The sequence below is a fragment of the Kitasatospora sp. NPDC058184 genome (assembly GCF_042883725.1).
Taxonomy (GTDB): Bacteria; Actinomycetota; Actinomycetes; order Streptomycetales; family Streptomycetaceae; genus Kitasatospora.
The window spans coordinates 1-14,179 of sequence record NZ_JBHVVE010000036.1 but is presented as its reverse complement, the minus strand read 5'-3'; the positions used below and the strand labels follow the sequence as shown (position 1 = coordinate 14,179).

The 14,179-nt window shown below is 75.3% G+C and carries 11 protein-coding genes; 2 read left to right on the top strand and 9 right to left on the bottom strand.

What is annotated here, in order from left to right; genetic code table 11:
• Positions 1–28 precede the first annotated feature (28 nt).
• Positions 29–550: a MarR family winged helix-turn-helix transcriptional regulator gene (locus ACFVXH_RS38920; RefSeq protein ID WP_049651305.1), complete on the top strand. Its 522-nt coding sequence runs from the start codon at positions 29–31 to the stop codon at positions 548–550.
• Here ACFVXH_RS38920 and ACFVXH_RS38915 read toward each other — a convergent pair.
• Entirely contained in the window at positions 465–1,406 is a 942-nt protein-coding gene (locus tag ACFVXH_RS38915; RefSeq protein WP_387830943.1) for an EamA family transporter, read from the bottom strand. The two genes, ACFVXH_RS38920 and ACFVXH_RS38915, sit on opposite strands and share 86 nt — an antisense overlap.
• Positions 1,407–1,584: 178 nt before the next feature.
• Here ACFVXH_RS38915 and ACFVXH_RS38910 point away from each other — a divergent pair, with 178 nt between their 5' ends.
• Positions 1,585–2,490, top strand: coding sequence for a LysR family transcriptional regulator (locus tag ACFVXH_RS38910; RefSeq protein WP_049651306.1), 906 nt, complete (start codon positions 1,585–1,587; stop codon positions 2,488–2,490).
• A 96-nt stretch (positions 2,491–2,586) separates the two neighbouring features.
• Here ACFVXH_RS38910 and ACFVXH_RS38905 read toward each other — a convergent pair whose 3' ends face one another.
• The 8 genes from ACFVXH_RS38905 to ACFVXH_RS38870 all read right to left on the bottom strand — a co-directional run bounded on the left by ACFVXH_RS38905 (position 2,587) and on the right by ACFVXH_RS38870 (position 13,941).
• Positions 2,587–3,351 carry a ZIP family metal transporter gene (locus ACFVXH_RS38905; protein WP_387830911.1) on the bottom strand — a complete coding sequence of 255 codons (765 nt, stop codon included), beginning with the start codon at positions 3,349–3,351 and terminating at the stop codon, positions 2,587–2,589.
• A 314-nt stretch (positions 3,352–3,665) separates the two neighbouring features.
• Complete coding sequence (locus ACFVXH_RS38900) at positions 3,666–5,432, bottom strand: restriction endonuclease (RefSeq protein WP_387830909.1); 1,767 nt, start codon at positions 5,430–5,432, stop codon at positions 3,666–3,668.
• 114 nt (positions 5,433–5,546) lie between these two features.
• On the bottom strand, positions 5,547–7,367 hold the full coding sequence (locus ACFVXH_RS38895; RefSeq protein WP_387830907.1) for a hypothetical protein: 1,821 nt from the start codon (positions 7,365–7,367) through the stop codon (positions 5,547–5,549).
• 478 nt (positions 7,368–7,845) lie between these two features.
• Positions 7,846–8,502, bottom strand: a complete 657-nt coding sequence (locus ACFVXH_RS38890) for a YigZ family protein (RefSeq protein WP_387830905.1) — start codon at positions 8,500–8,502, stop codon at positions 7,846–7,848.
• 171 nt (positions 8,503–8,673) lie between these two features.
• Positions 8,674–9,963 (bottom strand): DUF6986 family protein, encoded by a 1,290-nt coding sequence (locus ACFVXH_RS38885; protein ID WP_387830903.1) that lies wholly within the window; start codon positions 9,961–9,963, stop codon positions 8,674–8,676.
• 109 nt (positions 9,964–10,072) lie between these two features.
• The gene (locus tag ACFVXH_RS38880) at positions 10,073–11,668 is read right to left on the bottom strand and encodes a DUF2637 domain-containing protein (protein ID WP_387830901.1); all 1,596 of its coding nucleotides are present in this window, start codon (positions 11,666–11,668) and stop codon (positions 10,073–10,075) included.
• Between the two features lie 246 nt (positions 11,669–11,914).
• A complete protein-coding gene (locus tag ACFVXH_RS38875) occupies positions 11,915–12,580 on the bottom strand; it encodes a LuxR C-terminal-related transcriptional regulator (protein ID WP_387830899.1) in 666 nt (221 codons plus the stop codon).
• Positions 12,532–13,941 carry a sensor histidine kinase gene (locus tag ACFVXH_RS38870; RefSeq protein WP_387830897.1) on the bottom strand — a complete coding sequence of 470 codons (1,410 nt, stop codon included), beginning with the start codon at positions 13,939–13,941 and terminating at the stop codon, positions 12,532–12,534. Before ACFVXH_RS38870 ends, ACFVXH_RS38875 begins: the two co-directional genes overlap by 49 nt.
• Positions 13,942–14,179: the final 238 nt, after the last annotated feature.

Sequence of the window (14,179 nt, the reverse complement as noted above, 5' to 3'; positions counted from 1 at the left end):
GGGCGGACGCCAGCCGAGGAGACCGCCGATGACCACCACGCCGACCGACGAACCGGCGGACCCCTCCCCCGGCCCCCGGCCCGGCACCCCGGGCACCGCCGCCGAGCTGGCCGACGCGATGACCAGGGCGATCAAGCGGATCCGCCGTCAGACCGGCTGGCGGCTGGAGCCGTACGGCATCACCCCCGGCCAGGCCCGGGCCCTGCGCACGCTCGCCCACGTGCCCGGCTGCGAGACGCCGGACCACGCGATGCGGCTGAGCGACCTCGCCGACAAGCTGCACATCGCCCCGCGCTCGGCGACCACCGTGGTCGACGCGTTGGAGGAGGCCGGCCTGGTCGAGCGCAGCCCCGACCCGGCCGACCGGCGGGCGGTGCGGATCCTGCTGACCGAGGCCGGACGGGCGGCGGTGGAGCGGATCGGGCAGGTCCGGGACGAGGTGGCCCAGGAGTACTTCGGCGAGGTCAGCCCCGCCGACGAGGAGGTGCTGCTGCGGGTGCTGCGCTCCGCCGAGGCCCGCTTCCTCGCAGCCGGGCCACCACGCCGCTAGCGGCACCGGGACGCAGCGCGGTGATCCCGATCCCGGTGATCACCAGCAGCGCGGCCGCGGCGGCCGTCGGGCTGATCCGCTCGCCGAGCAGCAGCCAGGCCGAGGACATCCCGAACACCGGCACCAGCAGCGAGTAGGGCGCGACGGCGGTCGCGTCGTAGCTGCGCAGCAGGAAGCTCCAGGCGACGAAGCCGAGCAGGGTGGAGACCAGCCCGACGTAGCCGATCGCGCCCAGTCCGGCCGGGGTGATGTCGCGCAGGGCGCGCAGGTCCGCCTCGGGGCCCTCGACCAGCAGGGACAGGCCCAGCAGCGGCAGCGGCGGGACGGCGCTGACCCAGACCATCCAGCGCAGCGCGTCCGGCGGCGCGGCCCTGCGGGTCAGCACGTTGGCCAGCCCCCAGGCGACGGCGGCCAGGACGACCAGGGCGAAGGCCCCGAGCGGGCCGCCGGCGCCCTGGTCCCAGGCGCTCAGCGCGATGCCGGCGAAGGCGACCGCCAGGCCCGCCAGCCGCTGCCCGCCGGGGCGTTCGCGCAGCAGCACGGCGGCGAACAGCGCGGTGAAGCCGGCCTGCCCCTGGAGCACCAGCGAGGAGAGCCCGGCCGTCATCCCGGCGTGCATGCCGAGGAAGAGCAGTCCGAACTTGACCACCCCGAGGACCACGCCGACCGCCAGCACCCAGCGCCAGGCCACCTTGGGCGGGCCGACGAAGAAGACCGCCGGCACCGCGACGACGGCGAACCGCAGGGCGCAGAAGAGCAGCGGCGGGAAGTTGTCCAGGCCGACGTGGATCAGGACGAAGTTGAGGCCCCAGACGGCGGCCACCAGGACGGCCAGGGCGATGTGGCGGGGGCTCATGCCGCCCCGGCCGCCGGTGCCGCCCGTGCCGGTCGTGCTGCCTGTGCTGCCCGTACTGCTCATGCTGTTCCGGCCGCTCGGAGCGGCGGCGGTTGTCGCGGTCATGGGTCGAGCATGGTGGCGCCGGACCGTTCAGCACCAGCGATGAATTCTGAAGGGGACGCTTTAGTATCACTGCATGATGGACCTGGGGCGCCTGCGGGCGCTGCACGCGGTGGCGGTCCACGGCTCGGTCGGCGGGGCGGCCGCGGCACTCGGCTTCACGCCCTCGGCGGTCTCGCAGCAGATCGCCAAGCTGGAGCGGGAGACCCGGACGGTGCTGCTGGAGCGGCAGGGCCGCGGCGTGGTGCTGACCGACGCGGCGCGCGAGCTGGCCGTCACCGCGCAGACCGTGCTGGGGCTGGTGGAGCAGGCCGAGGTGCGGCTGGAGGAACAGCGCGGCCAGGCCGTCGGGCGGCTGCTGGTGGCCGCGTTCCCGTCCGGTGCCCGCGGACTGATGCCCGGGGCGCTGGCCGACCTGCGGCGGCGCTGCCCGGAGCTGGACGTCCGGCTGCTGGAGCGCGACCCGTACCCGGCGGCCGAGCTGGTGGCCCGGGGCGAGGTGGACCTGGCGCTGGTGCAGGACTGGCCGACCGTGCCGCTGCCGGTGCAGGAGGGGGTCTCCCGGATGGACCTCGGCACGGACCCGGTGGACCTGCTGCTGCCCGCCGACGACGACCTGGCCGCGCTCGACCCGGTGCCGGTGGAGCGGCTGTGCGGGCAGCGCTGGATCAGCGTGCCACCGGGCAACATCTGCCACGACTGGCTGGTCCGCACCCTGCGCGAGGCCGGCGAGGAGCCGGACGTGCGCTACCAGGTCGGGGAGTTCGAGACGCAGATCGCGCTGGTCGCGGCCGGTCTGGGGATGGGCCTGGTGCCGAGGCTCGGGCGGGGCCCGCTGCCGCCCGGGGTGGCGGCCCGCCGGGTGGCGCCGGAGCCGGGCCGCCGGGTGTTCGCGCTCTGGCGCTCCCAGGCCTCCCGGCGGCCGGCCATCACCGAGGCGCTGGCCTCGATGCGGGAGTGCTGGGGGCGGCTTCCGGGCTGAGGGCCGCGGCGGCCGGTCGCCCGACCGCCGGGCTGATCGGTCCCGGTCCCGGTCGCGGTCTCGGGGCTGGGACCAGGGCGAGGACCGGTGCGGGCCTCAGCCGGCGAAGCCGATCACCAGCCACATGAAGCCGACCCCGGCCACGGTGCAGAGCAGGGTGCTGCGCGAGGGGTGCGGGCTGTGCGCCTCGGGGAGGATGTCGGAGGTCGCCAGGTAGAGCAGGAAGCCGGAGAAGAAGCCCAGGTAGAGGCCGAGCAGGTGCCCCGGGATGGTGAACGCCAGGGTGATCGCCGCGCCGGACACCGGGGCCACCGCGTCCGCGGCGAGCAGGGTCAGCGCCCGCCGCCGGTTGTTCCCGTACAGGCGGGTGATCGTGTACGTGTTGAAGCCGTCGGCGAAGTCGTGCGCGACCACGGCGATGGCCACCACCGTGCCGACCGTGGTGCCCGCCTGGAAGGCGGCGCCGATCGCGAAGCCGTCCATCACGCTGTGCCCCACCAGGGCCAGTGCGGCGGTCAGCCCGACGCCCTGGTGCCCGGCGGACCGGGTGTCCCCGTGGTGGTGGCCGTGGGAGTGCGCGGCGTACTCGCCCTCGTGGCCGCGGTGGATCGCGACGGCGCGCTCGATCACGTGGATGGTGAGGAAGCCGGCCGCGAACAGCAGCAGCGCCTGCGGCACGCCGTGCACCTCGCCCGGCGCCTGGTGGAGCGCCTCGGGCAGCAGGTCGAAGGCGACCACGCCGAGCATCAGTCCGGCGGCGAAGCCGAGCACCAGGTGGCGGCGGTCGCGGGTGCGCTGGGCGACGAAACCGCCGATCAGGGTCATCAGGAACGCCGCGGCGGCGACCAGTACCGCGGTCATCGGTCCGGCTCCTTCACAGGTCCGGCCGAGTCGCCGGGGCCTTCGCCGGGTGGTGCGCCGAGCGCTCTGCCCATTCCTCTCCCCCTGGGATCCGCCCGTGGCCGGGCCGACCGCCGACCGTACCGGACGCCCGTTCGACGGTGATCACCCGGGGGTGCCGGGGCCGGGGTGCCGTTCCCCCAGCCTCGGCCCGGACCTGCCAGGGCGCCCGACGGATGGGCCGTTCGGGTGAGGCCGACGACGGGCCGACCCGCCGGGACGGGGCGGTGGGCAAAGGCTGCCGAGCAGGGCCGATGTGGTGAGCGGGCGGCGGGTCAGCCGCCGGTGGCGAGCGGCAGGCCGAGGTGGGTGTGGGCGAGTTCGCGGACGCCGTCGCCGTCGATCAGGTGGATGTGCCGGCGGCCCTCCTCGGCGGTGAGGTCCAGCACCTCCTCGGTGAACCGGCCGGTGGTCAGCCGCAGGCCGCGCTCGGCGGACTCCTCCCCGACCGCCTCGGCCAGGGTCTCGATCTGCTCGGCGCCGATCGACCCGGTGTCCCGGGAGGCCCACACCACCCAGCGGCCGGGCAGCGAGGTGCCGGGCGCGCCCTCGCCGGTGGCGACCAGCCCGGCCGGGCCGCGCAGCCGGACGCTCCACTGCGCGATCCCGCCGCGGGTCAGCAGGTCCCGCACCAGCTGGGCGAACTCGTTGGCGGACAGGTCGGCGGCGGCCGGCACGGTGGCCCCGGCCTGGGCGGCGGGCCGGACACCGGCCCGGTCGTACGGGTCCGGGGTGACGGCGGCGCCGAGCTGGCGCAGCCGTACCAGGGCCTCGTCCTGCTCGGCGTCGGCGTAGACGCCCTCGTCGTCGCGCTCCTCGTACGGGGTGCCCGGCGGCAGCAGCCGGGTACGGGCCAGTGCGTCGCGGTCGGCGTCCACGCTGACCAGGCAGAGCGGCTCGGCCGTGGCGGGACCGCGCAGCCAGCCGTTGAGGACGACGCCGGCGAGTATCTCGTCGGTGTCCACGGCGTCGGCGGCCTGCAGGGCCCGCAGGGCGAGCCGGGCGACCAGCCGCAGGTAGTCGGTGGCCCGGTCCGCGGGCGGGCGCGGCACCGGGAGGATGTCGCCGTCCGGGGCGAGCCGGTAGCCGGCGAGCGAGGGCACCAGGTCGAGCGGCGGCAGGTCGAGGTCCAGCACGGCGGTGCGGGTGAGCGGGCGGAAGACCGCCCGGCAGGGGGCGGGCAGGTCCTGGGTGGCGGTCTCGGCGGCGGCCAGCGCCCGTTCCAGCAGCGACTCCACGGCGGCCGGCTCGGCCAGCCGGTAGGCCCGACGGCACTCCTCCAGGGTCTCGTTGTACTCGCGCACGGCGCGGGCCCGGGCCTCCTCGGCCGCCTCGTGGGCGCGCCGGGACTCGTCGGCGGCCGGGCTGCCGGCCTCGGCCCGGCGGGTGCGCCACTCGCGCAGGGCGCGCTGGTGGGTGAGCCGGGCCTGGGCCAGCTCTCGCTGGTAGCCGGAGTCGAGCAGCCGGCGGGACGGGCCGCCCTCCGGGTCGGCCACGGGCGGTTCGGCGGGCGCGAAGTCCTGCCAGCGAGGCTCGGACTCCTCCTCGGCGCCGCCGCCGGGGCCGTCGGCCGGGTAGGGGCGGGGCTGGTAGTGGCGCAGCTGGCTCTCGAAGTCCATGGCGGAGACGGGCAGCGCGGCGCGACGCAGCAGGTCGGCCAGCCGGTCGTGCTCGGCCTGGACGGCGCGGGTGCGGTGGTGGGTCAGGGTCGCGGCCCGGGCGTGCGCCGCCACGGCCTCGTCCGGGTCGGCCTCGCCGGGGCCGGGCTCGGACGGTCCTTCACCGGTCGGTCCGTTGCCAGTGGGGCCGTTGTCGGTGCGCCCGTTGCCAGTGGGTCCGCTGTCGGTCGGTCTGTCACCGGTCGGCCCGTCGCCGGACGGGCCGTCACCGGTCGCACCGCCACGGGGGCGGTCGGCGGCGGCGCCGTCCGGCTCCTGGCCGTTCTCGGCTCCGAGGTCGCGGAAGACCGAGGCGAGGAAGCCCGGCCGGGGGAACTGGACGGTGGCGGTTCCGTCGGACTGGCCGTCTGCTGAGTACTGCATCGGTCGTCGTTCCCCCATGCTCGTCCGGCGCCTGCCCGGGGCGATCGGCGAACCTGTGGGCCCGCCCCTGCCGGACATTGTCCCCCGAACGGGCGCGGCGGTCAGCCAAGCCGCTCAGTTGGTCCGGGTGTTGGTGAGGTGCAGGCCGATGTAGCCGACGTAGATCCGGCCGCTGCCGGAGCAGTCGTCCAGGTAGTGCAGCCGGGGCGCGGTGCGGCCGCCGCCGATCCGCAGGTGCGCGCCCATGAACGCGCGCCGGGAGGAGTCGACGCATTCCGGGACCGGCAGCATCCGCTCGCGCTTCCACTTGGTGTGGCTGAACACCGTCCGGGACTCCCCGCGGACCGCCTTGCGGGGCGGGAAGCGGTGACAGCCCTCGGGGGTGCGCTCGCACCACTGCTTGAAGTCCCCGCCGGCCGCACCGCGTACGGCCGCCTCGGCGTACTCCTGGAGTGCCGTCAGCCCGTCCCAGGCGAGCCGGGCCCAGCCGGCGCCGGCGCACTGCAGCTCGTCCAGGGCGAGCGCGACCTTCTGGTCACCGGTGAAGGTCACCAGCGGGAACTCGCCCAGTCTGGCCATGAGTTCGGTGAAGGTGTCGGGCGTGCCGCAGCCGTCGGGGGGCTGGACCACGGAGTGCGGCCCGCCGACCGGTCCACCGCCCGGCGCCACGCAGTGGCGCCCGGTCAGGGCGCGGGCTCCGGAGCGGAGGCGCCCCTCGCGGACGTCCCGGCCGTCGCGCCCCTCCCGGCCCTGGCCCCGTTCCCGGTGTTCGCGGCGCTCCACGCGCAGGGTGTGCCGGACCCGCTCCAGCTCGTCGGCCCTGGCCTGCTGCTCGGCGCGGTCCTGTTGCTCCTCCCGGGCGAGCGCGGCCAGCTCCACGCCCTGGTACGGGGCGGCCGGGCCGGAGGTCCGTTCGACGACCTGCTCGGCGGTGCCTGCGGGCATCCGCTCGACGGTCTCCTCGGCCACCTGACCGACGGCCTGCTCCGCGGCGTGTGCCACGGCCTGCTCCCCGGTCTGCTCCGCGTCCCGGCGGAGCTGCGGCGGCGGGACGCGCAGCACCGGGACGGCCGCCAGCGGCGGTGGCAGCGGCTGCTCCGCGGCCAGGCGGCGCGGCTCGCGGGCGAGCAGCCCGGCGGCGCGGCGCAGGTCCTCTTCTATTCGGCCCCGGGCGAGTACCGGATGTCGGGCGCTGTCCTGCCGGGAGGCCGGGTCGACCTCGGGCAGGTAGGTGCGCACCGCCCCGCCGTAGACGGTGTGGTACTCCAGCGCGACGTTGAACCCGGTGCGGGCGCCGGGGTCCAGCACGTAGGCGGTGGCGAGGCCGGGCAGCTGCTGGCAGAGCGGGGCCACCACGTCCCGCACCCAGCTGTCGAGCGGCAGGTTCACCGGGACGCTGGCCACCACGGTGGGCAGCCTGCGCTCGGGGTCGCACAGCTCGTCGATCAGGGCGTCGACCTCGTCGGCCGTGATCACCCGGGGGCCGGAGTGCACGGCGGTCGGGCCGTCGGTGGCGTCGAGCAGCGGGAGGAGCGTGCGGGCGAGTTCGGGCACCGGCACCCGGCACGGGGTGCGCACACCGCTGCCGGTGCTGTGGGTCTCGGCCTCCAGCCGGACCCAGGTGGGGCCGTCGGAACCGGTGGCCACGGTGAGGGTGAGCTGCTGGGTGCCGTGCGGGGCCGGGGTGCGCAGGCGGCGGCGGTCGTACCGCCCGGCGCCCGGGCCGCCGCGCAGCGGACCCTGGTCGCGGTCGAGCAGGACGCGCTCGCCCAGGCGGAGGCGCTCGGCGGTGGGAGCCGGCTCGGTGCCCTGCTCGGCGGGCACGCGATGGGCCGGCGGGGGCTCCTCGAAGCCCTCCTGCTTCAGCCAGCAGGCCAGTTGTTCGTCGGCCAGGGCGACGGCCTCGGCGTGTGAGAGGGCCGTGGTGACCGTCATCCGGTAGGGCGTCGCGGGGCCGCGGGGACCGGGCAGGTCTGCGGCGGCGTGCGAGCGGACGCGGTTCGGGGCGGGGCGGTTCGCGATCGGATGGTTCGAGGTCGGACGGCTCGTCGGGTGGTTCGTCGAGTGGCTCGTGGGGCGGTTCGAGGTCGGGTTCGTCGCGGACTGGGAATTCGAGGTCGATCGATCCGAGGTCATGCGCATACCTCCGTGGTGCGGGGTGGGGTCCTGTGTCCTCCATCGATGGTTTCGTCCGGTTCTGCCGGAGCCTTGCCCAGGAAACGCCACGGCCCGGAGCGGAAGTTCCAACTCCGGGCTACGACACTACGTTCGGGTGAATCTGCTCAAGCGGTCTTCCGCGTGGCGCGGGGCCTGGGCTACGGGAAACGGCCGGTCACGGGCCGTCCGACGGATCGTCCGACCCCCGGGGCCCAGGAGCTACCCCCCGCCCCCGCGGCCAGAGCGGCACCTCGGGTCAGACCGGCACCTCGACGTACGTGCGGCCGGCCGGGACCGCCACCGCGGTACCGCCGGTCGCCTCGGCCAGCCAGGTGTGGAAGTCCGCCACGTCCGGCTCCGGCACCCCCACCTCGATCCGCACCCCGGCGGCCTCGTAGGCCAGGTCGCTCACCGTGTACCCGGCCGCCCGCAGGTCGTTCTCCACCCGCCCGGCCCTGACGTGGTCCACCGTCACCGCGAGCAGCGCGACCGGCCGGCGCTCCAGCAGGCCGACCTCGTCCACCGCCTCCGACACCGCGTTCCCGTACGCCCGCACCAGGCCGCCCGCACCGAGCTTGATCCCGCCGAAGTACCGGGTGACCACGGCGACCGTGTCGGTCAGCCCGCGTCGGCGCAGCACCTCCAGCATCGGCACCCCGGCCGTGCCGCCGGGTTCGCCGTCGTCGCTGGAGCGCTCGCGGCGCTGCTCGTCGCCGACCACGAAGGCGGTGCAGTTGTGCCGGGCGTCCCAGTACTGCTTGCGGATGCCCGCGATGAAGGCCTGCGCCCCCTCCTCGTCGGTGACCCGGGCGAGGTGGCAGATGAACCGGGACTTCTTGATCTCGGTCTCGTGGCTGCCGGCCCGCCGGATGGTGAGGTACGGCCTGGCGGTGGGCTCCGGCGTGACGGACATGGCGCGGGGGTCCTCCCGAGGACGGTGAAGGCTGACGGCGCGCGCCCCGGGACACCGGGGCGGCACCGCCAGCCTAGTTGGCGCACAACGGGAGGGATCAACGGCCGGGGGCCGGGAGCCGGCCGAGCCGGAGGATCGACGGCCGGGACCCGGCGGTCGGACGCGGGCGGGTCAGCGGCCGGCCAGGGCGTTCAGCCGCCCGCGGTCCAGGCCGGTCAGCGCGGTGACCTCGGTGAGGTCGACGGCGCCGCAGTCCAGTCCGCGCAGCAGGTAGCCGCTCAGCGCCCGGGCGGTGGCCGGTTCGTCCATCACGTCGCCGCCCGCCTTGGCGACGTACGCGGCCAGCCGCGCGGCGGCGGCCGCCAGGCCCTCGCGGTAGAAGGAGTAGACGGCGACGTAGCGGGTGGGCAGGTGCGCCGGGTGCATGTCCCAGCCCTGGTGGTAGGCGCGGGCCAGCGAGCGGCGGACCAGGCCGTGGTGGAGCTTCCAGGCGGCGTGCACCTGTTCGGTGGAGCCGGTCGGGACGACGTTGGTCGAACCGTCGGAGAGCCGCACCCCGGTGCCCGCGGCCGCCACCTGCATGACCGCCTTGGCGTGGTCGGCGACCGGGTGGTCCATGCTCTGGTGGGCCGCGCTGACGCCGCAGGCGGCGCTGTAGTCGAAGGTGCCGTAGTGCAGGCCGGTGGCGCGCCCCTCGGCGGCCTCGATCATCCGGGCGACGGTGGCCCGGCCGTCCGGGCCGAGGATCGCCTGGGTGGTCTCGATCTGGATCTCGAAGCCGATCCGGCCGGCGGGCAGCCCGGCCCGGCCCTCGAAGTCCTCCAGCAGCCGGACCAGCGCGGTGACCTGCTCGGCGTAGGTCACCTTGGGCAGGGTCAGGACCAGGCCCTCCGGGAGCCCGCCGTTGGCCAGCAGGGTGGCCAGGAACAGCTCCAGGGTGCGGATGCCGCGGGCCCGGACGGCGGCCTCCATGCACTTGGTCCGGATGCCGAGGTACGGCGGGGCGCCGCCCTCGGCCACCGCCGCGGCGACCAGTTCGGCGGCGCGGACGGCGGCCGCGTCCTCCTCGGCGTCGGGGCGGGGTCCGTACCCGTCCTCGAAGTCGATCCGCAGGTCCTCGACCGGCTCGCGCTGCAGCTTGGCGCGGACCCGGGCGTGCACGTCGGCGAGCAGCTCGTCGTCCGAGACGCCGAGGGCCCGGGCCAGTTCGGCGGGGGTGGCGGCGTGGCGGTCGAAGGCCTCCAGGGCCCGGCGGCCCCACTCCCGCACGGTGTCGGCACCGAAGGCGTCGGCCGGGACGTAGACGGTGTGCACCGGCTGCCTGGTCCCGGGCTCACCCGGGTAACGGCGCGCCAGATCGGCGTCGACCGGGGCGAGCAGTGCCTCCACGGCGGCGCGGGCCCCGGTGGAGAAGGAGGCCCCGTCCGCCGGCCCGTTTCCGTCGACCCCGACCCGTGTCATCCGCACTCCCCATGCCGAACCAGCGCTTCAACAGTTTGTTGAGGCGAAGGTAGCTCCGGCGGGATCGGGCGTCAATGGCCGCCCGAGCCCTGGACGGTGGCGGCGGCGGTCAGTCCCGCCCGGCGGCGGCGTAGCGCTCGTTCAGCTCCGGGTAGAGGTCGGCGACCTCCTTGGGGTGGACCGAGCCGTCCGGTCCCTTGCCGGTGACGCCGTACTCCCTGGTCAGCCAGTCGGCGAGGCGCTGGGGGTCGGGCTGGTGGCTGTGGGCGTCCATGTACGAGACGAGCGCGGCGTAGGCGACGTCCGGGTCGAGGCGCGCGGGCGCCGGGGAGAACGCGGACTGCTCGGCGCGGGCCGACTCGGCGGCCGGGACCGGCTGCGCGAGCCCGGTGGGCTGCTCGGGCTGCTCGAACTGCTCGGACCGCTGCTGCGGGCCGACCGGGTGCTGGGCCTGCGGACCGGGCGCGGGCTCGGCGGCCGGGCCCGGGGCGACGGCTGCGGCAGGGGCGGGGGCGGAGGCGGGCTCCTCGGCGACCGGGCGCGGGGGCTTGAACCAGGGCGAGGCCTGCCCGGGCACCCGACCGCCCGGGGCGGCGTCGGTCGGGTGGCCGGTGGTGCGGACCGGGCGCTCGGTCCAGACGTTCAGCTCCTCCCCGCGCGGCTGCGGGGCGGCCTCCGCCGCCGCGTCCGGCTCCTGGGCGGCCCGCAGCCGGACGGCGGCCAGCTTCGCGAGCATCGGCGCGGCGACCTCGGCGGACAGCGGGGCGACGGCAGCGGGCGCCTGCGGCTGCGGCTGCTCGGGCTGGGCCTGCGGCTGCCCCTGGACCTGGTCGGGCTGGGCCTGCTGGGCGTGCTGGACCTGCGGGGCGGCCGGCTGGACGGCCTGCGGTGCCTGCTGCGGGTGCGGGGGCTGCTGGGCGTGGGCCTCGGCGGCCGGGGCGATGGCCGCGGCGACGCGGTTCTCCTGCGGGGCCACCCCCGGCGTCTCCTGCTCCGCCGGCACCTCCTTGACGTCGCGCGCCCGGCCGTCGTCGTCGAGCCGGTCGAGCAGCGCCGGGTCCAGCGGCACGCCGAACTTGGCGAGCTTGAGCGGCAGCAGCGCCTGGATCGGTGCCGAGCGGCGCCAGCCGCGGCCGTACCGGAAGCGCAGCTGCGCCCGGTAGACCAAGCGGTTCTGCTCCAGGCGGATGACCTCGTCGTAGGAGCGGAGCTCCCAGAGCTTCATCCGCCGCCAGAGCCGGAAGGTCGGCACCGGGGAGAGGAGCCAGCGCATCACCCGGACCGACTCCATGTGGCGGTCCGCGGTGATCGCCGCGATCCGGCCGACCGCGTGCCGCGAGGCCTCGACCACGACGACGAAGAGCACCGGGATGACGGCGTGCATCCCCATGCCCAGCGGGTCGCCCCAGGAGGCGGCCGCGTTGAAGGCGATGGTGGCGACGGTCAGCAGCCACGCGGTCTGCCGCAGCATCGGGAAGGGTATCCGCAGCCAGGTCAGCACCAGGTCGAGCGCGAGGAGCACGACGATGCCGGCGTCCACACCGATCGGGAAGGCGTAGGAGAAGGCGCCAAAACCCTTCTGCTCGGCCAGGTCGCGCACCGCGTTGTACGAACCCGCGAAGCCGATGCCCGAGATGATGAAGGCACCGGCCGCGACCAGGCCGAGCAGGCCCCGATGGGCCTTGGTGAGCGTTGGGCGTGCCATTACGTCTATCAACCCCTGGATGTCGGCTGCTGCCGTACGCTGCCTCGGCTGCCGGGTCCCGTTTGGTCGGGCCGCCGGACCCCGTTGGTCGGGCCGCCGGACGGCTGGGCAACCTCCGGGCTCGGCTCACCGGAGTTTACTCGTACAGGTGTTTAGCGTGCCCACAGCCTGGGGTGTCACAGTGCGGCGGCCCGGCACCCGGCCCCCGGCACCCCGCGGGGTCGGAGCGGAGGCGCCGCCGGATCGTCAGCCGGTCTGCCCCGCCGTGCCGTTGAGGTAGGTCAGTACCGCCAGCACCCGGCGGTTGGCGTCCTCGTCGGGGGCGAGTTCGAGCTTGCCGAAGATGTTGGCGATGTGCTTGGCCACCGCGCCGTCGCTCACCGAGAGGCGGCCGGCGATCGCCGAGTTGGAACAGCCCTCGGCCATCAGCTCCAGCACCTCGCGCTCGCGCGGGGAGAGCCGCAGCAGCGGACCGGGCCGGCGCGAGGTGGTCTGCATCAGCTTGGCGATCACGTCCGGGTCCATAGCCGTACCGCCCGCCGCCACCCGGCGGACCGCGTCGATGAACTGCCCGGCGTTGAACACCCGGTCCTTCAGGAGGTAGCCGATCCCCCCGGTGCCGTCGGCCAGCAACTCCCGCGCGTAGAGCTGCTGGACGTGCTGCGACAGCACCAGCACCGGCAGGCCCGCGATCTCCCGACGGGCCTTGAGCGCCGCCTGCAGGCCCTCGTCGGTGAGCGTCGGGGGCAGCCGGACGTCGACCACGGCCACGTCCGGCCGGTGGGTCAGCAGCGCGTCCAACAGCTCGGGCCCGGTCTCCACCGCCGCGGCGATGGTGAAGCCGTGCGCTTCCAGCAGCCGGATCAGGCCTTCGCGAAGGAGGTAGAGGTCCTCGGCGAGGACAACTCGCACGGCAACTCCAAGGTGATGGTGGTGGGTCCGCCCGACGTGCTGTCGATGGAGAGGACACCGTCGAAGGTACCCAATCGCTTCTCGATCCCGCGCAGTCCGGTCCCCCGCGAAGGGTCCGCCACCCCCACCCCGTCGTCCGTCACCGTGACCCGCAGGAAGCCGGCCCGGTAGAGGATGTCCACCCACACCTGCTCCGCCTCCGAGTGCTTGGCCGCGTTGGCCAGCAGCTCGCAGATGCTGAAGTACACGGCGGCCTCCACCGGCGCCGGCGGCCGGTCCGGCAGGCTCACGCACACCTCGGTCGGCAGGGCGCTGTCCAGCGCCAGCGCCCGGACGGCGTCGCCCAGCCCGCGCTCGGCGAGCACCGGCGGGTGGATGCCGCGCACCAGGTCCCGCAGCTCCTGGAGGGCCCGGGCCGAGGACTGGCGGGCCTCGGCGAGGAGCTCCCGCGCGGCCTCCTGGTCGGTGTTCATCAGGTGCTCGATGGTGCCCAGCGTCATCCCGATCGCGACCAGTCGCGCCTGGGCGCCGTCGTGCAGGTCCCGCTCGATCCTCCGCAGCTCGGCGGCCTGGTTGCCGACCGCGTCCGCCCGGGTCTCGGTCAACTCGGCCACCCGCCTGGTCAGCTGGGCGTTCGTCGCCCGGCCGTCCTGGTCCAGCACCCGGCGGGCGGCCTCCACGTACCCCCGCACCGCGTACGGTGCCGCGAGTATGCCCGCGACGATCATGGCGGCCCCGAGCACGGCGCTCAGCAGGACGGCCACCATCCGGCTGCTCAACGGGCCGAACCCGTCCGCCGGCACCGGCCCGGCCAGGATGTAGGCGACGCCCAGCCCGAGCAGGACGGCCACCGGGCCGGCGAGGGCCACCACGAGGAACGGGTTCGCCAGCAGCCAGAGCAGCTCGGCGCGGGTGGTCCGGTCCCGCAGGCCCCAGTGGACCACCTGGACGTACTTCGCCACCGTCCGCGACCGGTGGTAGGTGTAGCCCGTCCACCAGTGCCCCCGGCCGTCCAGCTCCAGCTCCGGCCGGGGCTCGTAGACCACCGGCAGCCGGATGCCGAACCAGCGCTCCAGCTGGCCGCGGGTGCGGTTCGCGGTACGGCGGATGCTGGCCGCGGCCACCACGGCGCCGACGGTCGCTGCCACCAGGAGCGAGAGGAAGACGCCCAGGTCATACGACTGCAGGAGCCGGGCCGTGACCGCCCCCGAGCAGATCGCCGCGCCCACCGGCAGCACCACTCCCGGCACCGCGGCCAACACCACCACGCCGAGCCGCGCCAGCCCCTCACCGCCGGCCTTGAAGGCCGCCTGGGCCTGAGCACGTACGGACGCGCCGCTCGTACGACTCACTGTTGTCACGGGAAGCTCCTGATGCCGGTACCGATCGTCCTCCATCAGTCTTCACGAACCGTCCATCACCCACACTGGCCATGGCACCCCAAAACCGAGGTAGACCTAGGACCACCTGTGAGTGGAGGAAGTGACACCGACCGATGAGACAGTCTGAAAACGCGAAGAACCCCCATCCGGGACCCGGATGGGGGTTCTTCTGAAGAATTGTTCGGCGGCGTCCTACTCTCCCACAGGGTCCCCCCTG

What these genes read in the sequence shown, in the direction of transcription:
- ACFVXH_RS38920 (WP_049651305.1), top strand. Translation starts at nt 29, where the DNA reads ATGACCACCACGCCGACCGACGAACCGGCGGACCCCTCCCCCGGCCCC.
- ACFVXH_RS38915 (WP_387830943.1), bottom strand. Translation starts at nt 1,406, where the DNA reads ATGAGCCCCCGCCACATCGCCCTGGCCGTCCTGGTGGCCGCCGTCTGG.
- ACFVXH_RS38910 (WP_049651306.1), top strand. Translation starts at nt 1,585, where the DNA reads ATGATGGACCTGGGGCGCCTGCGGGCGCTGCACGCGGTGGCGGTCCAC.
- ACFVXH_RS38905 (WP_387830911.1), bottom strand. Translation starts at nt 3,351, where the DNA reads ATGACCGCGGTACTGGTCGCCGCCGCGGCGTTCCTGATGACCCTGATC.
- ACFVXH_RS38900 (WP_387830909.1), bottom strand. Translation starts at nt 5,432, where the DNA reads ATGCAGTACTCAGCAGACGGCCAGTCCGACGGAACCGCCACCGTCCAG.
- ACFVXH_RS38895 (WP_387830907.1), bottom strand. Translation starts at nt 7,367, where the DNA reads ATGACGGTCACCACGGCCCTCTCACACGCCGAGGCCGTCGCCCTGGCC.
- ACFVXH_RS38890 (WP_387830905.1), bottom strand. Translation starts at nt 8,502, where the DNA reads ATGTCCGTCACGCCGGAGCCCACCGCCAGGCCGTACCTCACCATCCGG.
- ACFVXH_RS38885 (WP_387830903.1), bottom strand. Translation starts at nt 9,963, where the DNA reads ATGACACGGGTCGGGGTCGACGGAAACGGGCCGGCGGACGGGGCCTCC.
- ACFVXH_RS38880 (WP_387830901.1), bottom strand. Translation starts at nt 11,668, where the DNA reads ATGGCACGCCCAACGCTCACCAAGGCCCATCGGGGCCTGCTCGGCCTG.